Origin of the sequence: Stutzerimonas azotifigens (assembly GCF_013522725.1) — a bacterium.
In the GTDB taxonomy this organism is placed as follows: Bacteria; Pseudomonadota; Gammaproteobacteria; order Pseudomonadales; family Pseudomonadaceae; genus Stutzerimonas; species Stutzerimonas azotifigens_A.
Genome location: NZ_JAAMRF010000013.1, coordinates 24,184 through 46,703, shown reverse-complemented (window position 1 = coordinate 46,703; position 22,520 = coordinate 24,184). Strand labels below are relative to the sequence as shown.

The 22,520-nt window shown below is 66.8% G+C and carries 21 protein-coding genes; 15 read left to right on the top strand and 6 right to left on the bottom strand.

Annotation, left to right across the window (positions count from 1 at the left end; genetic code table 11):
• Positions 1 to 35: 35 nt before the first annotated feature.
• The 4 genes from G7026_RS21130 (at position 36) to G7026_RS21115 (ending at position 5,519) form a co-directional block, all read left to right on the top strand.
• Positions 36 to 1,643, top strand: a complete 1,608-nt coding sequence (locus G7026_RS21130; RefSeq protein WP_181073031.1) for a carboxyl transferase domain-containing protein — start codon at positions 36 to 38, stop codon at positions 1,641 to 1,643.
• Between the two features lie 24 nt (positions 1,644 to 1,667).
• Positions 1,668 to 2,471: a gamma-carboxygeranoyl-CoA hydratase gene (locus G7026_RS21125; RefSeq protein WP_181073030.1), complete on the top strand. Its 804-nt coding sequence runs from the start codon at positions 1,668 to 1,670 to the stop codon at positions 2,469 to 2,471.
• A gap of 131 nt (positions 2,472 to 2,602) precedes the next feature.
• Positions 2,603 to 4,507 (top strand): acetyl/propionyl/methylcrotonyl-CoA carboxylase subunit alpha, encoded by a 1,905-nt coding sequence (locus G7026_RS21120; RefSeq protein ID WP_181073029.1) that lies wholly within the window; start codon positions 2,603 to 2,605, stop codon positions 4,505 to 4,507.
• A gap of 103 nt (positions 4,508 to 4,610) precedes the next feature.
• Complete coding sequence (locus G7026_RS21115) at positions 4,611 to 5,519, top strand: hydroxymethylglutaryl-CoA lyase (RefSeq protein WP_181073028.1); 909 nt, start codon at positions 4,611 to 4,613, stop codon at positions 5,517 to 5,519.
• A gap of 5 nt (positions 5,520 to 5,524) precedes the next feature.
• On the opposite strand, the gene G7026_RS21110 is transcribed toward G7026_RS21115, so the two are convergent.
• Positions 5,525 to 5,956 carry a DUF192 domain-containing protein gene (locus G7026_RS21110; protein WP_181073027.1) on the bottom strand — a complete coding sequence of 144 codons (432 nt, stop codon included), beginning with the start codon at positions 5,954 to 5,956 and terminating at the stop codon, positions 5,525 to 5,527.
• A 113-nt stretch (positions 5,957 to 6,069) separates the two neighbouring features.
• Between G7026_RS21110 and G7026_RS21105 the strand changes: the two genes are divergently transcribed.
• The 5 genes from G7026_RS21105 to G7026_RS21085 all read left to right on the top strand — a co-directional run bounded on the left by G7026_RS21105 (position 6,070) and on the right by G7026_RS21085 (position 13,536).
• A complete protein-coding gene (locus G7026_RS21105) occupies positions 6,070 to 7,410 on the top strand; it encodes a short-chain fatty acid transporter (RefSeq protein WP_181073026.1) in 1,341 nt (446 codons plus the stop codon).
• A gap of 29 nt (positions 7,411 to 7,439) precedes the next feature.
• A complete protein-coding gene (locus G7026_RS21100) occupies positions 7,440 to 8,903 on the top strand; it encodes a sigma-54 interaction domain-containing protein (RefSeq protein ID WP_181073025.1) in 1,464 nt (487 codons plus the stop codon).
• Positions 8,904 to 9,168: 265 nt separating this feature from the next.
• Positions 9,169 to 10,560 carry a GntP family permease gene (locus tag G7026_RS21095; protein ID WP_181073024.1) on the top strand — a complete coding sequence of 464 codons (1,392 nt, stop codon included), beginning with the start codon at positions 9,169 to 9,171 and terminating at the stop codon, positions 10,558 to 10,560.
• Between the two features lie 48 nt (positions 10,561 to 10,608).
• On the top strand, positions 10,609 to 11,379 hold the full coding sequence (locus tag G7026_RS21090) for a 3-hydroxybutyrate dehydrogenase (protein ID WP_181073023.1): 771 nt from the start codon (positions 10,609 to 10,611) through the stop codon (positions 11,377 to 11,379).
• A 201-nt stretch (positions 11,380 to 11,580) separates the two neighbouring features.
• Complete coding sequence (locus G7026_RS21085; protein WP_181073022.1) at positions 11,581 to 13,536, top strand: acetoacetate--CoA ligase; 1,956 nt, start codon at positions 11,581 to 11,583, stop codon at positions 13,534 to 13,536.
• A 78-nt stretch (positions 13,537 to 13,614) separates the two neighbouring features.
• Here G7026_RS21085 and G7026_RS21080 read toward each other — a convergent pair whose 3' ends face one another.
• Positions 13,615 to 14,397 carry a DNA-formamidopyrimidine glycosylase family protein gene (locus G7026_RS21080; RefSeq protein WP_181073021.1) on the bottom strand — a complete coding sequence of 261 codons (783 nt, stop codon included), beginning with the start codon at positions 14,395 to 14,397 and terminating at the stop codon, positions 13,615 to 13,617.
• 144 nt (positions 14,398 to 14,541) lie between these two features.
• Positions 14,542 to 15,423 carry a pseudouridine synthase gene (locus tag G7026_RS21075; RefSeq protein ID WP_181073093.1) on the bottom strand — a complete coding sequence of 294 codons (882 nt, stop codon included), beginning with the start codon at positions 15,421 to 15,423 and terminating at the stop codon, positions 14,542 to 14,544.
• 193 nt (positions 15,424 to 15,616) lie between these two features.
• Here G7026_RS21075 and G7026_RS21070 point away from each other — a divergent pair, with 193 nt between their 5' ends.
• Together G7026_RS21070 and G7026_RS21065 are read left to right on the top strand one after the other, a co-directional pair.
• Positions 15,617 to 16,393 carry a DUF899 domain-containing protein gene (locus G7026_RS21070; protein WP_181073020.1) on the top strand — a complete coding sequence of 259 codons (777 nt, stop codon included), beginning with the start codon at positions 15,617 to 15,619 and terminating at the stop codon, positions 16,391 to 16,393.
• Between the two features lie 135 nt (positions 16,394 to 16,528).
• Entirely contained in the window at positions 16,529 to 18,346 is a 1,818-nt protein-coding gene (locus G7026_RS21065) for a thiamine pyrophosphate-requiring protein (RefSeq protein WP_181073019.1), read from the top strand.
• 76 nt (positions 18,347 to 18,422) lie between these two features.
• Here the strand turns inward: G7026_RS21065 and G7026_RS21060 are convergent, their stop codons facing one another.
• Together G7026_RS21060 and G7026_RS21055 are read right to left on the bottom strand one after the other, a co-directional pair.
• A complete protein-coding gene (locus tag G7026_RS21060) occupies positions 18,423 to 18,686 on the bottom strand; it encodes a PepSY domain-containing protein (RefSeq protein ID WP_181073018.1) in 264 nt (87 codons plus the stop codon).
• A gap of 118 nt (positions 18,687 to 18,804) precedes the next feature.
• Entirely contained in the window at positions 18,805 to 19,158 is a 354-nt protein-coding gene (locus tag G7026_RS21055) for a copper-binding protein (RefSeq protein WP_181073017.1), read from the bottom strand.
• 196 nt (positions 19,159 to 19,354) lie between these two features.
• Here G7026_RS21055 and G7026_RS21050 point away from each other — a divergent pair, with 196 nt between their 5' ends.
• The 4 genes from G7026_RS21050 to G7026_RS21035 all read left to right on the top strand — a co-directional run bounded on the left by G7026_RS21050 (position 19,355) and on the right by G7026_RS21035 (position 22,044).
• Positions 19,355 to 19,663: a PepSY domain-containing protein gene (locus G7026_RS21050; protein ID WP_181073016.1), complete on the top strand. Its 309-nt coding sequence runs from the start codon at positions 19,355 to 19,357 to the stop codon at positions 19,661 to 19,663.
• An 82-nt stretch (positions 19,664 to 19,745) separates the two neighbouring features.
• Complete coding sequence (locus tag G7026_RS21045) at positions 19,746 to 20,048, top strand: PepSY domain-containing protein (RefSeq protein ID WP_181073015.1); 303 nt, start codon at positions 19,746 to 19,748, stop codon at positions 20,046 to 20,048.
• Positions 20,048 to 20,716: a response regulator transcription factor gene (locus G7026_RS21040; RefSeq protein ID WP_181073014.1), complete on the top strand. Its 669-nt coding sequence runs from the start codon at positions 20,048 to 20,050 to the stop codon at positions 20,714 to 20,716. The genes G7026_RS21045 and G7026_RS21040 overlap by 1 nt, the downstream gene beginning before the upstream one ends.
• Positions 20,713 to 22,044, top strand: a complete 1,332-nt coding sequence (locus G7026_RS21035) for an ATP-binding protein (protein ID WP_181073013.1) — start codon at positions 20,713 to 20,715, stop codon at positions 22,042 to 22,044. Before G7026_RS21040 ends, G7026_RS21035 begins: the two co-directional genes overlap by 4 nt.
• A gap of 112 nt (positions 22,045 to 22,156) precedes the next feature.
• Here the strand turns inward: G7026_RS21035 and G7026_RS21030 are convergent, their stop codons facing one another.
• Complete coding sequence (locus G7026_RS21030) at positions 22,157 to 22,372, bottom strand: hypothetical protein (protein ID WP_181073096.1); 216 nt, start codon at positions 22,370 to 22,372, stop codon at positions 22,157 to 22,159.
• Between the last annotated feature and the right edge of the window lie 148 nt (positions 22,373 to 22,520).

The window sequence follows — 22,520 nt, the reverse complement described above, 5'->3', positions numbered from 1 at the left end:
CCGCTTCGCGGGTTTTCCACCCTACGGGAGCCCACATGGCGATCCTCAATACCCAGATCAACCCACGCTCGGCCGAGTTCGCTGCCAACCGCGAAGCGATGCTCCGGCAGGTGGAAGCCCTGCGCGAAGTGCTGCGCCAGGTGCACCAGGGCGGCGGCGAGAAGACGCAGGCGCGCCACACCGCCCGTGGCAAGCTGCTGGCGCGCCAGCGTATCGACGCCTTGCTCGACCCCGGCTCGCCCTTTCTCGAAATCGCCCAGCTGGCCGCCCATGAGGTCTATGGCGAGGACGTCCCGGCGGCCGGGCTGATCGCCGGCATCGGCCGTATCGAAGGCGTCGAATGCATGGTCATTGCCAACGACGCCACGGTCAAAGGCGGCACCTACTATCCGCTCACGGTCAAAAAGCACCTGCGCGCCCAGGCCATCGCCCTGGAGAACCGCCTGCCCTGCCTGTACCTGGTGGACTCCGGCGGTGCCAACCTGCCGCGCCAGGACGAGGTGTTCCCCGATCGCGAGCACTTCGGTCGGATCTTCTACAACCAGGCCAACATGAGCGCCCTGGGCATCTCGCAGATCGCGGTGGTGATGGGCTCCTGCACGGCGGGTGGTGCCTACGTACCGGCGATGGCCGACGAGACCATCATGGTGCGAGACCAGGCGACCATCTTTCTCGCCGGCCCGCCGCTGGTCAAAGCGGCGACGGGCGAAGTGGTCACTGCCGAGGAACTGGGCGGCGCGGAGGTGCACTGCAGGACCAGCGGCGTGGCCGACCATTACGCCGAGAACGACGCGCATGCCCTCGCCCTCGCCCGCCGCTGCGTGGCCAACCTCAACTGGCGCAAGCAGGGCCAGCTGCAGACCCAGCCGCCCAGGCCGCCGCGCCATGCCGCCGAGGAGCTGTACGGCGTGATCCCGGTCGATGCCAAGCAACCGTTCGACGTGCGCGAGGTGATCGCGCGGATCGTCGACGACTCCGGGTTCGATGAATTCAAGGCGCTGTTCGGCACCACCCTGGTGTGCGGCTTCGCTCACCTGCACGGCTATCCGGTGGCGATCCTCGCCAACAACGGCATCCTCTTCGCCGAGGCGGCGCAGAAAGGTGCGCATTTCATCGAACTGGCCTGCCAGCGCGGCATCCCGCTGCTGTTCCTGCAGAACATCACCGGATTCATGGTCGGGCAAAAGTACGAGGCCGGCGGCATCGCCAAGCACGGCGCCAAGCTGGTCACCGCGGTCGCCTGCGCCAAGGTGCCCAAGTTCACCGTGATCATCGGCGGCAGCTTCGGCGCGGGGAATTACGGCATGTGCGGGCGCGCCTACGACCCGCGCTTTCTGTGGATGTGGCCCAACGCGCGGATCGGCGTCATGGGCGCGCAGCAGGCCGCCGGGGTGCTGGTGCAGGTCAAGCGTGAACAGGCCGAACGGGCGGGCCAGGTCTTTTCCGAAGACGACGAGGCCAGGCTCCGTCAGCCCATCGTCGAGCAGTACGAACGCCAGGCCCACGCCTTCTACTCCAGCGCGCGGCTGTGGGACGACGGCGTGATCGACCCGGCGCAGACCCGCGACGTCCTGGCGCTGGCGATCTCGGCAAGCCTCAACGCCCCGATCGAACCGACCCGGTTCGGTGTCTTCCGCATGTGATGCCCGCCGCCCAAAGGAACCCCCATGACCGACTTCCACACCCTGCAACTGGAACGAGACCCGCGCGGCTTCGCCACCCTCTGGCTCGACCGTCCGGACAAGCACAACGCCTTCGACGCCGAGATGATCCGCGAACTTATCCTGGCGCTGGACCAGGTACACGCCGACAAGTCCCTGCGCTTCCTGCTCCTGCGCGGGCGCGGCAAGCACTTCTGCGCGGGGGCCGACATCGGCTGGATGCAGCAGTCGGCGCGCCTGGACTACAACGCCAACCTCACCGATGCCCGCGAGATGGCCGAGGTGATGCACAACCTCCATGGGCTCAAGCTGCCGACGCTGGCGGTGGTCCATGGCGCGGCCTTCGGCGGCGCGCTGGGGCTGATCGCCTGCTGCGACATGGCCATCGGCGCCGGCGATGCACAGCTGAGCCTGTCCGAAGTGCGCATAGGCCTGGCGCCCGCGGTGATCAGCCCGTTCGTGGTCCAGGCCATCGGCGAGCGTGCGGCGCGGCGTTACGCGCTGAGCGGGGAGCGCTTCAGCGGCGAACGCGCCCACCAGCTGGGGCTGTTCGCCGAGTGCTATCCGGCCGACCAGCTCGAGGACGAGGTCGCCGGCTGGATCGACACCCTGCTGCTCAACAGCCCCCAGGCGATGCGCGCCACCAAGGATCTGCTGCGCGAAGTGGGCAGCGGGGTCCTGACGCCCGCGCTGCGCCGCTACACCGAGAACGCGATTGCCCGTATTCGCGTAAGCCCGGAAGGCCAGGAAGGGCTCAACGCCTTTCTGGAGAAGCGCACGCCGAACTGGCGGGAGCAGTCGGGAGGCTAGCCGGTGGCGGTAGCCCTCACGCTGGCAGGCGTCCTCCGCTCTCGGAAGGACCAGGAGCAGGACTGCGGAGAACCGGACACCGCGACATGCCCATTGAAGAACACCATCAATGACCATTCAGGAGCGACGCCATGATCACCACCCTGCTGATCGCCAACCGCGGCGAGATCGCCTGCCGGATCATGCGCACCGCCCGCGCGCTGGGCATTCGCACCGTCGCCGTGCACAGCGCCGTCGACCGCGACGCCCGCCACGTGCGCGAGGCCGACCTGGCCCATGACCTGGGCGGAGCCAAGCCGGCCGACAGCTATCTGCGCATCGACCGCCTGATCGAAGCGGCCAGGACCTGCGGCGCCCAGGCGGTCCACCCCGGCTATGGCTTTCTCTCGGAGAACGCCGCCTTCGCCCGCGCCTGCGAAGAGGCCGGGCTGGTATTCATCGGCCCGCCTGCATCGGCCATCGAGGCGATGGGCAGCAAGTCCGCCGCCAAGGCGCTGATGGAGGCCGCCGGCGTACCGCTGGTGCCGGGCTACCACGGCGAAGCCCAGGACCTGGACACCTTTCGCGAGGCCGCCGCCCGCATCGGCTATCCGGTGCTGCTCAAGGCCGCGGCCGGCGGTGGCGGCAAGGGCATGAAGGTCGCCGAGCGCGAAGCCGACCTCGCCGAAGCCCTGGCCTCGGCCCAGCGCGAGGCGCAGTCCTCGTTCGGCGATGCGCGCATGCTGGTCGAGAAATACGTGCTCAAGCCGCGCCATGTCGAGATTCAGGTGTTCGCCGACCGCCATGGCCACTGCCTCTATCTGAACGAGCGCGACTGCTCGATCCAGCGCCGGCACCAGAAGGTCGTGGAGGAAGCGCCGGCACCGGGACTTTCGCCCGAACAGCGCAAGGCCATGGGCGAGGCCGCGGTCAAGGCGGCCCAGGCGATCGGCTATGTTGGTGCCGGCACGGTGGAATTTCTGCTCGATGAGCGCGGCGAATTCTTCTTCATGGAGATGAACACCCGCCTGCAGGTCGAGCATCCGGTCACCGAGGCGATCACCGGGCTTGATCTCGTGGCCTGGCAGATTCGCATCGCCCGAGGCGAGCCGCTGCCCATCGAGCAGTCGCAAGTACGCCTGGACGGCCACGCCATCGAGGTGCGCCTGTACGCCGAGGACCCGGCCAACGGCTTCCTGCCCGCCACCGGCACGCTGCATCTCTACCGCGAGCCCGCGACGGGCTCGGGGCGTCGCATCGACAGCGGCGTGCGCGAGGGCGACAGCGTGTCGCCGTTCTACGACCCCATGCTCGGCAAGCTGATCGCCTGGGGCGAGAACCGCGAAGAGGCGCGCCTCGCCCTGCTGGCGATGCTCGACGAGATGCGTGTGGGCGGCGTGCGCACCAACCTCGCCTTCCTGCGTCGGGTACTGGCGCATCCGGCCTTTGCCGCCGCCGAACTGGATACCGGCTTCATCGCCCGCCACGAAGCCGAACTGCTGCCGCCGGCGAGCGAGCTGGCGCAAAGCTTCTGGCAGCGGGCCGCGGACGCCTGGGTGTGCAGCGAACCGCCCCGCGTCAGAGCGGACGACCCCCACTCGCCCTGGCACCAACCCAGCGGCCTGCGCCTCGGCCTGCCCGCCGAGGCCGACCTGCACCTGGCGTGTCAGGGCATCAGGCAGAAGGTACGGCCACGCCTTGTCGGCCGTCAGGGCGCGAATCTTCACGAAGCCCACGGGCAGGCCATCCGTCAGGACGACACCCTCTACCTGCACTGGGACGGCGAGCTGCACGCCGTCACCCGCGTCGACCCCATCGCCGACGTCGAAGCCAGCCACACCCACCTGGGCGGCCTGACCGCGCCCATGAGCGGCAGCATCGTCCGGGTCCTGGTCGAAGCCGGCCAGCGCGTCGAAGCCGGCACCGCGCTGGTGGTGCTGGAGGCGATGAAAATGGAACACAGCATCCGCGCCCCGGCTGCCGGTGTGGTCAAGCAGGTCCACTGCGCCGAAGGCGACATGGTGGCCGAAGGGACCGCCCTGGTTGAGATCGAGTGATGACTGTGACACTTCGTGGTCAAGACGAGGCGGCCCCGACCGCTCCCAAAGAAACGTTCCCAGCACCACCGTATAACCCCCTTTATCCAGGGAGTACCACGTAATGACAGCCGATCTCCCACGCCAGGTACGCCTGGTCGACGTCGGGCCGCGCGATGGCCTGCAGAACGAGAGCCAGCCCATCGCGGTGGCCGACAAGGTGCGCCTGGTCGATGACCTGACCGACGCCGGCCTGCGCTACATCGAGGTCGGCAGTTTCGTCTCGCCCCGGTGGGTGCCGCAGATGGCCGGCAGCGCCGAGGTGTTTGCCGCGATCGCGCGCAGGCCGGGCGTCACCTACGCCGCACTGACACCCAATCTAAAAGGCTTCGAGGCGGCGCTGGCGGCGGGCGTGCGGGAAGTGGCGGTGTTCGCGGCGGCGTCCGAAGGCTTCTCGCAATTGAACATCAACTGCTCGATTGCAGACAGCCTGGCGCGCTTCGCGCCGCTGATGGAAGCCGCGAAGGCCGAGGGCATCCGGGTGCGCGGCTACGTCTCCTGCGTGCTCGGCTGCCCCTATGACGGCGAGATCGCCCCCGAACAGGTCGCCTGGGTCGCCCGGGAGCTGCACCAGATGGGCTGCTACGAGGTTTCGCTCGGCGACACCATCGGCACCGGCACAGCCGGCAGCACCCGACGGCTGATCGAGACGGTCGCCCGCGACATCCCGCGCGAGCAGCTCGCCGGGCACTTCCACGACACCTACGGCCAGGCCCTGGCGAACATCCACGCCAGCCTGCTCGAAGGGATTTCGGTGTTCGACAGCTCCGTCGCCGGCCTCGGCGGATGCCCCTATGCCAAAGGCGCGACAGGCAACGTGGCGACAGAAGACGTGCTCTACCTGCTCGAGGGCATGGGCATCGAAACGGGCGTCTCGATGCCGAAGCTGGTCGCCGCCGGCCAGCGGATCAGCCAGGTGCTGGGGCGGGAAAACGGCTCGCGCGTCGCCCGTGCCCTGCTGGCTCGTGACTGATCGTGCTAGCGCACCGGCGGCAGGCCCTCGACGCGGTCGCCAATGGCGATGCCCCGCTGCTCGAACCAGCCCTGATTGGCCTCCAGGGCAAACCGCGAAGGGCGGCGCGCGCAGCGAATGTCCAGGGTCAGCGGCTGCAGGTCGAGGATATCGACGATGCGGCCCTGGTCGTCCATGAACGCAGCCGAAAGGGGCAGCGGCGTGTTCTTCATCCACAGACAATGCGTGTCGAGCGCGGGAAAGCGAAACAGCATGCCCTGTTCCAGCGGCAACTCGCGCCGGTGCATCAGACCCTGGCGACGCTGATCTTCCGTGTCGGCGAATTCGACCTGCATGACCGCCTCGCCGATGCGCAGCGGCAACAGCGACGCGGCCTGCAGCGACGGCGCGCAGACCAACGCCAGACCCAGCAGCGACAGACGTAACCAGTCCCTCATCGAACCCACCTTCCATCAAGGAACGCCGCTCAAGCACGGCACTCATAAGCGAAGCGGCGACCCCTCGCCGACGATGCGACCGATCGACAACAAGAACAACAGAGGATCACACCATGCTGAACAGGATAACCGGCGCGAGCGTGTACCTGGTGCAACGCTTCCTGCCTTCCCCCTTCGTCTTCGCGCTGCTGCTGAGCTTCATCGTGCTCGTCACGAGCATGCTCAGCACCGGCCAGGGCCTGCCGGCGATGGCCGCGCACTGGGGCAACGGCTTCTGGAACCTGCTGAGCTTCACCATGCAAATGGCACTGATTCTGGTCACCGGACACGCCCTGGCGCGGGCACCGATGGTCAACCGTCTGCTCGATCGCCTGGCCCGGGTACCACGCACGCCGAGCCAGGCGATCATCACCGTGACCCTGGTCGGGCTGGCCGGCGCCTGGATCAACTGGGGCTTCGGCCTGGTGATCGGCGCGGTGTTCGCCCGGGCGCTGGCGCGCCAGGTGCGCGGGGTCGACTACCCGCTGCTGGTGGCCGCGGCCTACTCGGGCTTTCTCATCTGGCACGGCGGTTTCTCCGGCTCCATCCCCCTGTCGCTGGCCAGCGGCGGCGCTGATCTGGAGCGCATGAGCGGCGGGGTGATCACCGCGCCGATCGGCGTCGGCCAGACGCTCTTCGCGCCGTTCAACCTGATCATCATCGCGGTGCTGGTGGTGGGCCTGCCGCTGCTCAACTGGGCGATGCAACCCAAGCAGCCGACGGTAGCCGACCCGGTGCAGCTGGCCGAACCCGAACCCGCCGAGCTGCCCCGCGAGACCGCCACCCAGCGCCTGGACGACAGCCGCATCCTCGGTTTGCTGACCGTGGCCCTGGCGGTGATCTTCTTCGTCGGCTACTTCGCCAGCAGTGGCTTCGTGCTCAGCCTGAACATCGTGATCATGCTGTTCCTGTTCGCGGGGCTGGCGCTGCACGGCACCCCGGAGCGCTACACCCGCGCGGTGCAGGAGAGCATCGGCGGCATCAGCGGAATCGTCATCCAGTTCCCCTTCTACGCCGGCATCATGGGGATGATGGTGGGCGCCAACGCCGAGGGCATCTCCCTGGGCCGGCAGGTGACCGACACCTTCGTCGCCTGGTCGTCGGCCGACAGCTTCCCGGTGCTGGCCTTTCTGAGCGCGGGGCTGGTCAACATCTTCGTGCCTTCCGGTGGCGGGCAGTGGGCGGTGCAGGGGCCGATCATGCTTCCGGCCGGCGCGGCGCTGGGAGTGGCTCCGGAGGTGACCGCCATGGCCATCGCCTGGGGCGACGCCTGGACCAACATGATCCAGCCGTTCTGGGCCCTGCCGCTGCTGGGTATCGCCGGGCTCGGCGCGCGGGACATCATGGGCTACTGCCTGATCACCCTGGTGTTTTCCGGATTGGTGATCGCCGGCGGCTTCTACTTTCTGGTATGAAGCCCTGCTCCGACGACCAGAGGACCGCCATGAACGACGCCGACTCCCTCAAGGATTACCCCCGCGTACGGCTGGCGGCGATCCGCTCGCTGTTCGAGATCGTCGAGCAGTCCAGCGAAGGCACCATCATCGTCGACCGCGAGGCGCGCATCGTCTGGATGAACGAGCGCTATGCCAGGCGCTTTGGCCTCAAGAGCGCGGCCGAGGCCATCGGCCGGCCCTGCGAAAGCGTGATTCCCGGCAGCCTGCTGCGCGAGGTGGTCGACAGCGGGACGCCGATGCTGCTGGATGTGCTCGATGCGCCCAAGGACCCGCTGGTGGTCATGCGCCTGCCGATCCGCGACGACGTCGGCGAGATCATCGGGGCGATCGGCTTCGCCCTGTTCGACGAGCTGAAGGCGCTTTCGCCCCTGCTGACCCGCTACCAGAGCATGCAGGAGGAGCTCGCCTCGACCCGCTCGCTGCTGCAGGCACGCCAGGCCAAATACAGTTTTGCGCACTTCATCGGCACCAGCGCGGCGAGCCTGGAGGTCAAGCGCCGCGCCAGGCGCAGCGCGGCAACCGATTCATCGGTGCTGCTGCTCGGCGAGACCGGCACCGGCAAGGAGCTGCTGGCCCACGCCATCCACAGCGCCTCGCCGCGGGCACACAAAGCGTTCGTCAGCATCAACACGGCCGCCATCCCGGAATCCCTGCTGGAGGCCGAATTCTTCGGCACCGCGCCGGGTGCCTTCACCGGCGCCGACCGCAAGGGCCGCGCCGGCAAGCTGCAGATCGCCCAGGGCGGCACGCTGTTTCTCGACGAGATCGGCGACATGCCGCTGCCGTTGCAGAGCAAGCTGCTGCGCGTGCTGCAGGAGAAGGAGTTCGAGCCGGTCGGCTCCAACGAGATGATCCGCAGCGACGTGCGGGTGATCGCGGCGACCTCGTGCGATCTCGAAGCGGCGGTGCGCCAGGGCACCTTTCGCGCCGACCTCTACTACCGGCTCAACGTGCTGCCTATCGAGGTGCCGCCGCTGCGCGAACGCCTCGACGATCTGCCGGCACTCTGCGAAGCGATACTCGACGAGCTTCAGCAGGACGGCCGGCGCCATCATGAGCTGTCGCCGGCCGCGGCCGGCCTGCTGCGCCGGCACGCCTGGCCGGGCAACATCCGCGAGCTGCGCAACGTCCTTGAGCGGGCCGCCCTGCAGAGCGACGACGCACAACTGGACGAGGCGTCGGTGCGCGTCGCCATCGGCCGCATCGAGCCGCTGAGCCCGGCTGCGCCAGCCCGGACCGAACCGGCGATACGTACCGACAACTTCCATCAGGCGCGCCTGCAGTTCGAGCGCGAGCTGATCGGCGCGGCGCTGGCCGAACACGGCGGCAACGTCACCGCCGCCGCCACGACCCTCGGGCTCGGCCGCTCGACGCTGTACAAGAAGATGGTCGCCCTGGGCATCGTCAGCGATGTCCGTGCAAGTCTCATTAAAGAGACAAGTCTCCAATAAGAGATAGCGGACAGACCGCTATTTATTCCAGATCCAGCTTGAAATCCTGCAGAACTGTCTCAAAAACGAGACAAACGGGCCGAGCCATTACCGCAAGGAAAAATAAAATCCAGATAAATCAAAGACTTGCATTTATGGCATAGAACTCGCTATGGCTCTGGCGCGGGCCAACCGCATCCAAAACAACAACAAGATCAGCTGTGACAACCTGCTGCCCGGTTCAACCAGGCATAGCCATCGTTCGTCGCAGCGCCTGGAGACCACCATGAGCGTTCTCATCGCCCTTGCCGCACTTGCCCTGCTAATGCTGGCGGCCTACCGCGGCTACAGCGTTATCCTCTTCGCACCCATCGCCGCCCTGGGGGCCGTGGCACTCACCGACCCGTCGGCCGTCGCGCCCGCGTTCACCGGCATCTTCATGGACAAGATGGTCGGCTTCATCAAGCTCTACTTCCCGGTGTTCCTGCTCGGCGCGGTGTTCGGCAAGCTCATCGAGCTGTCCGGCTTCTCCCGCTCCATCGTCGCCGCAGCGATCCGCCTGCTCGGCACCAGCCAGGCCATGCTCGTCATCGTGCTGGTCTGCGCGCTGCTCACCTACGGCGGCGTGTCGCTGTTCGTGGTGGTGTTCGCGGTCTATCCGTTTGCCGCCGAAATGTTCCGTCAGAGCGGCATCCCCAAGCGGCTGATTCCAGCGACCATCGCGCTCGGGGCCTTCACCTTCACCATGACGGCGCTGCCCGGCACGCCGCAGATCCAGAACATCATCCCGACCACCTTCTTCAACACCAATGCCTGGGCCGCGCCCTGGCTGGGGGTGATCGGCACCCTGTTCGTCTTCGCCTTCGGCATGCTCTACCTCAAGCGCCAGCTGGCCAAGGCCCAGCGCGCCGGCGAGACCTACGGCACCGAGCTGCGCAACGAGCCGGAAACGCCGGACGACATCCGCCTGCCCAATCCCTGGCTCGCCCTCTCCCCGCTGCTGCTGGTGGGCGTTTCGAACCTCCTGCTGACCCGCTGGATTCCCGAGTGGTACGGCCCGAGCCATACGCTGCAGCTGGCCGGCATGGCGACACCGCTGCAGACCAACGTCACCCAGCTGACCGCCATCTGGGCGGTGCAGGCCGCGCTTCTGCTGGGCATCCTGCTGGTGCTGGTCAGCGCCTTCGGCACCGTGCGCAACAAGCTCGCCGAAGGCACCAAGACCGCCGTCGGCGGCTCGCTGCTGGCGGCGATGAACACGGCCTCCGAATATGGCTTCGGCGCGGTCATCGCCGCCCTTCCCGGGTTCGCCGTAGTGGCCGGTGCGCTGGAGCGCATCCCCAACCCGCTGGTCAACGAGGCGATCACCGTCAACCTGCTGGCCGGCATCACCGGCTCGGCTTCGGGCGGCATGAGCATCGCGCTGGCGGCCATGTCGGACAGCTTCATCGCTGCCGCCAATGCGGCGAATATCCCCCTTGAAGTGCTGCACCGGGTTGCCTCCATGGCCAGCGGCGGCATGGACACCCTGCCGCACAACGGCGCGGTGATCACCCTGCTGGCGGTCACCGGACTGACCCACCGCGAGGCCTACAAGGACATCTTCGGCATCACGCTGATCGCCACCGTCGCGGTGTTTTTCGTGATCGGGGTCTATTACCTCACCGGCATCGTCTGAACGGCTCTGACAACAAGAAAGCTGCTGCGGGCAGCACAGGAGAATGGTATGAACCTCACAGGCAAGACCGCATTGGTCACCGGCTCCACCAGCGGCATCGGGCTTGGCATCGCGCTGAAGCTCGCCGAAGCGGGCGCCAACCTGGTGCTCAATGGCTTTGGGGACAACGAAGCTGCCGTCGCGCAGGTCTCGCAACATGGCGGCAACGTGATCCATCATCCAGCCGACGTGTCGCGCGCTGAGGAGATCGAGGCGCTGTTCGAGGTGATCGGGCAGACCTTCGGCGCGGTGGACATCCTGGTCAACAACGCCGGCATCCAGCACGTCGCGCCAGTGGAGGCCTTCCCCGTCGAGCGCTGGGACCAGATCATCGCCATCAACCTGACCTCGGCCTTTCACACCACCCGCCTGGCGCTGCCGGGCATGCGCGCGCGCAACTGGGGGCGCATCGTCAACATCGCCTCGGCCCACGGTCTGGTGGCCTCGGCGAACAAGAGCGCCTACGTGGCGGCCAAGCACGGGCTGGTCGGCCTGACCAAATCCGTCGCGCTGGAAACCGCCACCACCGGTATCACCTGCAATGCGCTCTGCCCCGGCTGGGTGCTGACGCCGCTGGTCCAGCAACAGATCGACAGCCGCGCCCAGGCCAGCGGCAACGCCGAGCAGGCCCGCCACGACCTCCTGGCCGAAAAGCAGCCCTCGCTGGAATTCGTCGAACCCGCGCAACTGGGCGAACTGACGCTGTTCCTCTGCAGCGAGGCCGCGAGCCAGGTACGCGGCGCTGCCTGGAGCATGGACGGCGGCTGGACGGCGCAGTGACGGCCGTGTGCATCCACGGGCGGTTCGCAGATCCTGTGGGAGCGGTCTTGACCGCGAAGGGCGCTGCAAGCTCCCCCTTCAGATATGGCATCAACGACCCCGGGTTCAGCCGCTGCCACAAGGCTTCGGCAACCCTGATAACCCATTAAACTCGAACCTGACAACATCGCCGCCGCGCAGGCGGTAAGCGCGAGGACAGACATGCAAGAACCGCTGTGGACACCCTCCCCCGAACGCGTCGCCGCGACGCGTATGGACGCCTTTCGCCGCTTCGTCAGCGAGCGCTACGCCCTCGACCTGGCCGACTATGCCGCGCTGCATGCCTGGAGCGTCGCCGAGCGCGAAGCCTTCTGGCAGGCCATCGCCAGTTTCTTCGAGGTCCGCTTCGCCCAGCCGGCCACCGCCGTGCTCGAAGAAGGCGAACAGATGCCCAGCGCACGCTGGTTTCCCGGTGCCACGCTCAACTTCGCCGAGCACCTGTTGCGTCGACGGGACGAGCGCCCGGCGCTGGTGGCGATCGCCGAAGACGGGAGCCGCGAAACCCTGACCCATGCCGAACTCGCGGCCCATGTCGCCGGCCTGCAGCGCAGCCTGCGCGAGGCGGGTGTCGGCATCGGCGACCGCGTGGCCGCCTTCATGCCCAACACCTGGCAGACGATCGTCGGCATGCTCGCCTGTACCAGCCTGGGCGCCACCTGGTCGTCCTGCTCGCCGGACTTCGGCACCCAGGGCGTGATCGACCGCTTCGGCCAGATCGAGCCCAAGGTGCTGATCGCCTGCGCCGGCTACCGCTACGCCGGCAAGACCCTCGACCTCACCGCCAAGCTCAACGAGATCCTTCAGCAACTGCCCTCGCTGCAGCAGCTGATCGTGGTCCCCTACGCCCGCCCCGAAGCGCGCGTCGAAGACTTTCAGACCGGGGCCAAGGTCGCCCTCTGGAGCGACTTCTACGCGCCAGGTGGCGAGCCGGAATTCACCCCGGTGCCCTTCGACCATCCGCTCTACATCCTCTACTCCAGCGGCACCACCGGCGTGCCCAAGTGCATCGTCCACGGCACCGGCGGCGTGCTGCTGCAGCACGTCAAGGAACACGGCCTGCATACCGACCTGGGCGAGGACGACACCCTGTTCTACTTCACTACCTGCGGCTGGATGATGTGGAACTGGCTGGTCTCCGGGCTGGCCCTGGGCGCAACCCTGGTGCTGTTCGACGGCTCGCCGTTTCACCCGGGCGCCAGCCGCCTGATGGACCTGATCGATGCCGAGGGGATCAGCCTGTTCGGCACCAGCGCCAAGTACCTCGCCGCGCTGGAAAAGGCCGGCGTCAAACCTCGCGAGAGTCACCGCCTGGAGCGGCTCAAGGGCGTGCTGTCCACCGGCTCGCCGCTGTCCCACGAGAGCTTCGAGTATGTCTACCGCGACCTCAAGGCCGATGTCTGCCTGTCCTCGATTTCCGGTGGCACCGACATCGTGTCCTGCTTCGCCCTCGGCAACCCGGTGCTGCCGGTGCGCCGTGGCGAGCTGCAGTGCAAGGGTCTGGGCATGGACGTGCAAGTCTGGGACGAAGAAGGCCGGCGGGTCGTGGGCGAGAAAGGCGAGCTGGTCTGCGCGCGGCATTTCCCGTCCATGCCGGTGGGTTTCTGGAACGATGCCGACGGCGAGAAGTTTCGCAGCGCCTACTTCGAAACCTTCCCGGGCGTCTGGGCCCACGGCGACTACGCCGAGGAAACCGAACACGGCGGCCTGATCATCCATGGCCGTTCCGATGCCGTCCTCAACCCGGGCGGGGTGCGTATCGGCACCGCCGAGATCTACCGCCAGGTGGAGAAGATCGACGAAGTGCTCGAATCCATCGCCATCGGCCAGGAGTGGGACGGCGACGTGCGGGTGGTGCTGTTCGTGCGGTTGCGCGACGGCGCCGCGCTGGACGATGCCCTGTGCACCCGCATCTGCCAGACCATCCGCGCCAACACCACACCGCGCCACGTGCCCGCCAAGATCCTCGCGGTGCCGGACATCCCGCGCACCATCAGCGGCAAGATCGTCGAGCTCGCGGTGCGCAACGTGGTGCATGGCAAGCCGGTGAAGAACACCGATGCGCTGGCCAACCCCGAGGCGCTCGAACACTTCCGGAACCGCCCGGAGCTGAGTGTCTGATACGAAGGCGCGCCGGCTCCTGCGCTCAGGCGCGGGGGCCTACTGAGTGCCCTTGTCGGGGACGCCCCGGTGGCCGGCTCAGTCGGCGTCATCCTCCAGCGGTGCTTCCGGCGGCCCGGCGTCGGGGTCGGCGTAGCGCTTCTGGCAGCGCTCGCAGTAGAAGCTGCGTCGCTTGCTGCGGCCCAGCGCCTTGGCGTAGGTGAAGGGGATCTGGCAGCGCGGGCAGGTCTTCTTCGTGTGGGCCAGCCAATGCGCCTTGAGCACCCCGGCGCGCTTCCATTCGAGAAAGTCGAAGCTGTACTGACGCGCCTCGGCCACCAGCTCGCGCAGCTTCGTCGCAGGCAGCGCACCGATGGTCGACAGCGGGTGCACGCGGATGCGAAACAGCACCTCGTTCTTGATGATGTTGCCGGAGCCGGCGAACAGGGTCTGGTCCAGCAGCGCGTCGCAGACGAGCAGATTCGGCCGCGCCCGCAGCTTTTTCAGCGCCGCGCGTGGATTCCAGGCATCGCTCAGCAGATCGGCGCTCCAGTCGTAGGCCTCATCCAGCAGCCCTTCGATGACCTGCACCGAGCAGCCGTAAAAATTTAGTTCGCCGTTGGCAAAGCCCAGACTCAGGCGCGGCGTGGACTCCTTGCGCTCGTTGATCCGGTAGCTGCCGAACAGCAGCAGATGGATACGCAGGGAGACATCGTCCAGCTCGATCAGGAAGTGCTTGCCCCAGCTGCGGAACGAATGAACGGTCTGCCCGACCAGCCGCTCCTTGTCGAGCTTGGCGCTGCCCTCGGCGCGCTCGATCCGTTTGCCGGTGAACGGGGCTACTTCCTCTCGGAGAATGACGATCGACGGACCTTCAGGCATGGCGATGGCGCTTTGCAGGGGGCGTTATCGATATCGACTGAGCCCAGCGGCGAAGGTGCGGTCAGGGTGACCGGATGCTTGCCATGGCGTGGGTTGGTGGGGTCGCTGGTAGCGCTGCACTTGACCGGAATGGCGCCGGCGAGCTCACCAGTCCAGCTGCAGACGGCTCTCGAACTGCCGAGCCTCGCCGGTCAGCGGGTCGCGAAACAACAGCGCGCGCGCCAGCAGCTTGAGCGGGTTGGCGTAGTCGTCCTGGTCCCGCCGCCCGCGTTCGATCAGGTCGGGATAGAAGGGATCGTTGCAGATACCGGCACCGAGCGTCGCCATCTGCAGGCGCAGCTGATGCTTGCGACCGGTCACCGGATAAAGCGCATAGCGCCAGAACTCGCCCCGCCGTTCGAGCACCTCGATGCGCGTCTCGCTGTTGGGCTCGCCCTCACCGCGCTTCATGAGGAAGAACGGCTCGCCGTCGACCATATGCAGACGCTCCACGCGCGGAAACTCGAGATGCGGCAACGCCGGGCAGATGGCCTCGTACGCTTTGTCGATCATCCGCTCACGAAACAGCGCCTGGTAGCGGCCACGGCTTTCAGGGTTGGTGGAAAACAGCACCAGCCCGGCGGTGAGCCGGTCGATGCGATGGATGGGTACCAGATCGGGATTGCCCATCTGCTTGCTCAAGCGCGCCAGCAGGGTTTCGTTGACGTACTCCCCCGCCGGCATCACCGGCAGGAAGTGCGGCTTGTCCGCGACCAGCAGGTGCTCGTCCAGATGCAGCACCTGCGCCTCGAACGGGATCGGCTTCTCATCCGGCACTTCGCGAAAGTAATGGACCTTCAGCCCGACCTGATAGGGATGCGTGGCCGCCAGCGGCTGGCCATCGGCACCCAGCACGCGACCACGGGCGAAGCGGTCGGTCCAGGTGGCGCGATCGATCGCCTCGAAGTGCGCACACAGGCAGTCGAGCACCGTCGCCCAGTCGCCTTGGGGCAAGTGCAGGGTACTGCGAGCAGTGCGGGCGGACATGGACGTGGCAACCGTGAGGAGGATGGCCCGCGATGATACCGCAGCGTTGGGGCCCAGCCTCGATGCAACCACCCGTCGCAAAGGCAGCTGCGGCTCGTCGGGCAGGTCGATATGGCCCGCCTCCCGTTCGACCATCTCCTGAACGCGCCACAGATCAGGGCGCCGCCCCCTCGCCTGCACCAGGAGATCGAACATGGCCCATCGCATCGTTTCCCATCAGGAGTGGCTTGCCGCTCACACCGAACACCTCGTCAAGGAAAAGCAGCTGACCCGCCAGCGCGATGCGCTTGCCGCAGCCCGCCGCGAGCTGCCCTGGACGCCAGTGGAACAGGACTACGTCTTCCATGACGCCCGGGGTCCGGTGCGGCTGAGCGACCTGTTCGAGGGCCGTAGCCAGTTGATCATCAAGCACTTCATGTTCGGCCCGGACTGGAGCGAAGGCTGCGTCGGCTGCTCCTTCGAGATGGATCACGTTCAGGGTGCGCTGCTGCACGTCACCCACCACGACCTCAGCTTCGCCGCCGTCTCGCGGGCGCCCTTCACGGCGCTCGATGCGTTTCGCCAGCGCATGGGCTGGCGGTTCCACTGGGTGTCATCAGCAGGCAGCAGCTTCAACCGCGACTTCCGGGTGTCCTTCGACCCGCAGGACATCGTCGATGGCCAGGTCTTCTACAACTACGCCTGGCAACCGTTCGTCTGCGAGGAGCTCTCCGGGTTCAGCGTGTTCTACCGGAACGAAGACGGCCGCATCTTCCATACCTTTTCCGCTTACGGGCGCGGCGCCGAGGAGCTGCTGGGCAGCTACGTGCTGCTGGACATGACGCCCAATGGCCGCAACGAAAACGGTCCGCGGCACAACCTGACAGACTGGGTGCGCCATCATGATCGCTACGCCAGCGGCGATACGGTCGATGCCACCGGGCGTGCCAGACACGGCGAGGCTGAAGCGGCGCCAGGTTGCTGCCATTGAGCAGAACGCTCCGTCAGCCCGGCAATGACCGCGAACCCTGACGACATCGCCCGGTCCAGACAAGAAGAGCCATGGTGCCTGCGCGACCGCACGGGTGGCCGCAGCACCTCAAGTCCTGACCGAGCGAGATATCCAATGGCAATGACAGTGGGTGATTTTATCGTCGAGCGCCTCTATCAGTGGGGCGTTCGCCGCATCTACGGCTACCCCGGCGACGGCATCAACGGCGTGTTCGGCGCGCTGAACCGGGCCAACGGCAAGATCCGCTTCATCCAGGCGCGGCATGAGGAAATGGCCGCGTTCATGGCCTCGGCCGACGCCAAGTTCAGCGGCACGCTGGGCGTGTGCATCGCGACCTCCGGCCCGGGCGCCAGCCATCTGCTCACCGGCCTCTACGACGCGCGCCTGGACCACATGCCGGTGCTCGCCATCACCGGGCAGCAGGCACGCACCGCGCTGGGCGGCCACTACCAACAGGAAGTCGATCTGGTCTCGATGTTCAAGGATGTCGCCGGCGCCTTCGTCCAGCAGGCCAGCGCCCCGGCGCAGGTGCGCCATCTGGTCGATCGCGCGATACGCACCGCGATCGGCGAACGCCGCGTCACGGCCATCATCCTGCCCAACGATCTGCAGGAAGAGCCTTACAGCGAGCCGCCGCGCGCCCATGGCACCGTGCATTCGGGCATCGGTTACAGCCAGCCGAAGGTGGTGCCCTACGAGGCGGACCTGCAGCGCGCCGCCGAGGTGCTCAACAGCGGCAGCAAGGTGGCGATCCTGGTCGGTGCCGGCGCCTTGGGCGCTGCCGACGAGGTGACGCAGGTGGCTGAAAAACTCGGCGCCGGCGTCGCCAAGGCGCTGCTCGGCAAGGCCGTGCTGCCCGATGCCCTGCCCTGGGTCACCGGGTCGATCGGCCTGCTCGGCACCGAGCCGAGCTACAAGCTGATGACCGAGTGCGACACGCTGCTGATGATCGGTTCGGGCTTCCCCTATTCCGAATTCCTGCCCGAGGAAGGCCAGGCCCGTGGCGTGCAGATCGATCTGAAGCCGGACATGCTCAGCCTGCGCTACCCGATGGAGGTGAACCTGGCCGGCGACTCGGCCGAAACCCTGCGGGCGCTGCTGCCGTTGCTTGAGCCCAAGGCCGACCGCAGCTGGCGAGACAAGGTCGAAGGCTGGCGCGCCGACTGGGACAAGACGCTGGAGGAGCGCGCCCTGGAGTCAGCCAACCCGATCAATCCGCAGCGCGTGGCCTACGAGCTGTCGCCGCGCCTGCCGGACCGCGCCATCATCACCAGCGATTCGGGTTCCTGCGCTAACTGGTTCGCGCGCGACGTCCAGATCCGCCCCGACATGATGTGTTCGCTGTCCGGCGGGCTCGCCTCGATGGGCGCCGCAGTGCCCTATGCGATCGCCGCCAAGTTCGCCCACCCGGACCGCCCCGTGGTGGCGCTGGTGGGCGATGGCGCCATGCAGATGAACAACATGGCCGAGCTGATCACCGTCGCCAAGTACTGGCGCGAGTGGAGCAACACGACCTGGGTCTGCGCGGTGTTCAACAACCAGGACCTGAACCAGGTGACCTGGGAGCAGCGGGTGATGGAGGGCGACCCCAAGTTCGAGGCTTCGCAGAACATTCCCGACGTACCCTACCACCGCTTCGCCGAATCCATCGGCCTCAAGGGCATCTACGTGTGCCGTGAGGACGCCGTGGCGGCCGCCTGGGAAGAGGCGCTGGCCTCCGACCGGCCGGTGCTGATCGAATTCAAGACCGACCCCGACGTGCCGCCGCTGCCGCCGCACTTCAAGTTCGAGCAGGCCAAGAAGTTCGCCTCGACCCTGTTGCAGGGCGACCCGAACCAGGCGGGCATTATCAAGCAGACGGCCAAACAGGTGCTGAGCAAGGTGCTGCCCGGGCGCGGCAAGGACAAGGACAAGGACAAGGACAAGGATTAACCTGGCGATCCCTGCCGTAGGGACAAAAAAAACGGGCTGACGCGTGCGCCAGCCCGTTCGGTCGAAACCCGATCGATCAGTCGGGCTTGTCCTTGGTCAGCTCACCGGAGCGCCCGTCGACCTTGAATTCGTGCTTGCGGCCGTCCTGCTTCTCGCCCTCACCTTCCCAACCTTCGCGGTCGGCTTCGATGCCGTAGACGGTGGTATAGCCCGCCTGCTTCACCTTGGCGATGGCCTCCTCGATACTGATCCAGTCCGCGCCAGGCTTGTCGGCGGCGAACGCACTACCGGAGGTGAGTAGGATGGCGGCAAAGGCCGCAGTCAGGGTCTTTTTGTACATGGCGTAATCCTTCTTCCGAATAGAAAAAAGTCGAAGCTGCAGGTACAGCCGACACACTGTTTACGAGCCGGGCGAGTTCGCCGAGTTCCTTTTTTCTGCTACGCCGCAATATGCCGAATCAACGTTTCTCAATCGCCACCAGGGCGGCGCCCGAACCGTCGGCCTGGAAGCTGAACGCCACCCGATCGCCCACCGCCAGGCCACGCAACTGCTCGGGCCGGGCACGAAACGTGGTGCGGTTCTCGGGCCATTTCAGCGAAGGGACCGGGCCATGGGCGATGGTGACCCCTTCCTTGGCGACATCGATGGCGGTGATCTTGCCCTCGGCGGTCACGGCGGTGTCGGCCTCCAGCGCCTGGTCGGAGATGTTCTCGACCAGCGGCTGTTGGTCGGTGGGCTTGAGCAGGTCTTGGGCGTGGCTGGGCAGATTGAAGCAGAGCAGCACGAGGCTGGCGGCAACGAGCGTTTTCATGGTTCACCCTCCGGTGAGGTAGCTCATCTGTTTCGAACACCAAACCCCGCCGTCGTTACCGTCACCGGCACGACCGGTCGTGCCCTGGGTAAAAGTCGGAAACGGCCGTGGTACGAACCTGACCTTCCATTCAGTTTCGCTTAAGCCCCCTTGCGTAGTCTTGGAATCGTCAACCAGATAGACGGAGAACGAAACCATGAAAACCCTGACTACCCTGCTCACTGCCGCCAGCCTTGCCCTGACCGCCAACCTGGCGCTGGCCCGCGACCTCGGCCCGGACGAGGCGATGCGCCTGCGCGATGCCGGCACCATCCAGTCCTTCGAGAAGCTCAACGAGACGGCGCTCGCCAAGCACCCGGGCGGCAAGATCGAGGACACCGAGCTGGAAGAGGAATATGGCCGTTACATCTACCAGGTCGAGGTACGCGACACCAACGGCGTGCAGTGGGACCTGGACATCGACGCCACCAGCGGCGAAGTGCTGAAAAACCAGCAGGACGACTGATCGGCCTGCGGTAGGCTATGAGGCACCGACCGCCCATGCGGTACGGTGCCCCTAACCGAATCGACATGACGATGGCCCGTTGATGCGTAAATTCCTCCTTGCCTTGCTTTGCCTGAGCCTGACGTCGGTGCCAGTCGGTGCCCGCGATCTGGACCAGGACGAAGCCCTGCGCCTGCGCCGCGAAGGCCGTATCCAGCCGCTCGAGCAGTTGTTCCAGCGCGCCATGGAACGCTATCCCGGTGCACAGCTGCTGGAGGCCGAGCTGGAGGAAGAGGACGGAATCTTCGTCTATGAAATCGAATTGCTGACGACCGAAGGCGTGGCCCGGGAAATCGAGCTCGATGCCAGTACCGGACGACTGCTCAAGGACGAGGTGGATGACTGATGCGCCTGCTGCTGGTCGAAGACCACGTACCCCTGGCCGATGAACTGGTGGCGACGTTCAACCGCCACGGCTACGCCACCGATTGGCTGGCCGACGGGCGCGATGCCGATTACCAGGGCGCCAGCGAGCCCTACGACCTGATCATTCTCGACCTTGGTTTGCCCGGCAAGCCGGGGCTCGAGGTGCTGGCCGGCTGGCGCGAGCGCGGCCTCGGCACGCCGGTGCTGATCCTCACCGCGCGCGACTCCTGGGCCGAGCGCATCGAGGGCCTGAAAGCCGGCGCCGACGACTACCTGACCAAGCCCTTCCACCCCGACGAGCTACTGCTGCGCATCCAGGCGCTGCTGCGCCGGACCAAGGGGGCGGCCGTCCAACCGTTGCTCGAAGCCGGAGGGCTGGCGCTGGACGAAGCGCGTCAGACCTGTCGCAAGGACGGCCAGGAGGTCGAACTCACCGCCGGCGAGTTCCGCCTGCTGCGCTACCTGATGCTGCATCCGGGGCAGCTGCTGTCCAAATCGCAGCTGGCCGAACACCTGTACGACGCCGAAACCGAACGCGACTCCAACGTCATCGAGGTGCACATCAACCGGCTGCGGGGCAAGCTCGGTCGCGAATTGATCGAGACCCGCCGCGGCCAGGGTTATCGCCTGGCCGGCAACGCCTCGTGAAATCAATCCAGCGCAGTCTGAGCCTGGGGCTGGTCACGACGCTGGTGGTGGTCGGCGTGGTGCTGCTGCAGACCAGCCTCTGGCTGTTCGAGGCCGGATTGCGACGCAACCTGCAAGCGAACCTGCAGGCCGAGGCCGAGGGGCTACTGATGGCCATCGTCCGTGGGCCTGATGGTCAGCAATTGGACATGCAGCGCGTCGGTCCTCGTTATCAGCGCGCCTTTTCCGGCCATTACTTTCTCATCTCGCTGCCCGACCGCACCTGGCGTTCGCGCTCGCTATGGGACGCCTCGCCCCAATGGCCCAAAGCGCCAGGACTCGGCGAGGCGCTGATCGACGGACCGCGCGAGCAGCGCCTGCTGGTCTACCGCGCCGACTACCAGCGCGGTGGCCAGACCATCGGCATCAGCGTGGCGCAGGACTACACCGCCATCGCCGAGAGCTTCGATCGCGTGCGCCTAAGCGGTCTGGGGCTGGTCGGCGCGGCCCTGGCGGTGCTGCTGTTGCTGCAGCGTTACGCGGTGAAAATGGCCCTGCGCCCTCTGGAACGGGCACGCCAACAGATCGCCCAGCTTCAGCGCGGCAAACGCCAGCAGCTCGACAGCCAGGCGCCGGTCGAACTGCAACCCCTGGTGGAACAGATCAACCACCTGCTCGCCCATACCGACGACAGTCTCAAGCGCTCACGCCATGCGCTAGGCAATCTGGGCCACGCCCTGAAAACACCACTCGCGGTGCTGCGAAGCCTGAGCCTGCGCGAGGAGCTGGCAAGCCATCCCGAACTGCAGGCCAGCGTGCGCGAACAACTGACACTGATCGAGCAGCGCGTGGCGCGTGAGCTGGCGCGGGCACGCCTGGCCGGCGAAGCCATCCCGGGGGCCGGCTTCGACTGCGATGCGGAGTTGCCCGCGCTGCTCGACACCCTGGCGATGATCCACCGCCAGGGCCTCGACCTGCGCTGGCAGGCCCCACCCGCCTGCCGCCTGCCGTGGGATCGCGAAGACATGCTGGAGTTGCTCGGCAACCTGCTGGACAACGCCTGCAAGTGGGCCCATGCCCAGGTCCGCCTGGACATCACCGAAACCACTGGCGGTTACTGCCTCCTGGTGGACGACGACGGCCCCGGCATCGACGCGTCCCACCGCGACGAGGTGCTCGGTCGCGGTACCCGGCTCGACGAACAGCAGGACGGCCACGGCCTTGGCCTTGGCATCGTGCGTGACATCGTCGCGGCCTGGCATGGCACGCTTCACCTGGAAGACAGCCCCCTCGGCGGCCTGCGGGTCCGCCTCGAACTGCCGCCGCCCGCATTGCGCAGCCGCGGCTGAGCCCGCCCCCGAGCAGCGCGTCGCCTCATTCGCGGTCAAGACTAGGCGTACCCGACCGCTCCCACAGGGACGTGGATGCACCGCGTCGCCTAGCCTGGGTACGACATAGCGCCTACAACGCCGCTTCCTGAGCCGGATCACTGGTCTGTGGCGCGCCTTCGTCCAGTTCTTCCAGCGCCTCGATCAACTGCTCCTCATCCGGCGCCTGGTCGTCGAGTTCGCTGTCGGCATCGTCCATGTCGTTGAGCGGCGACTCATCGGCGCGCCACACCGGATTCATCCTCGGATACCACCGGGCCGGCTGCTGGGGTTCGATCATGCTGTACATGCCTTTCACTCCTCGGCTTTGCTGTTCATTCGAAAGCCCGACGCGCGCGCCGTTCAGGTACACCGACGGGATGACATCGGAGGTTGCATTTGTATCGGGCGAACCTGGGCCCTGTGACGGTCCAATCCGGACCCGTTGCGTTCAGCCA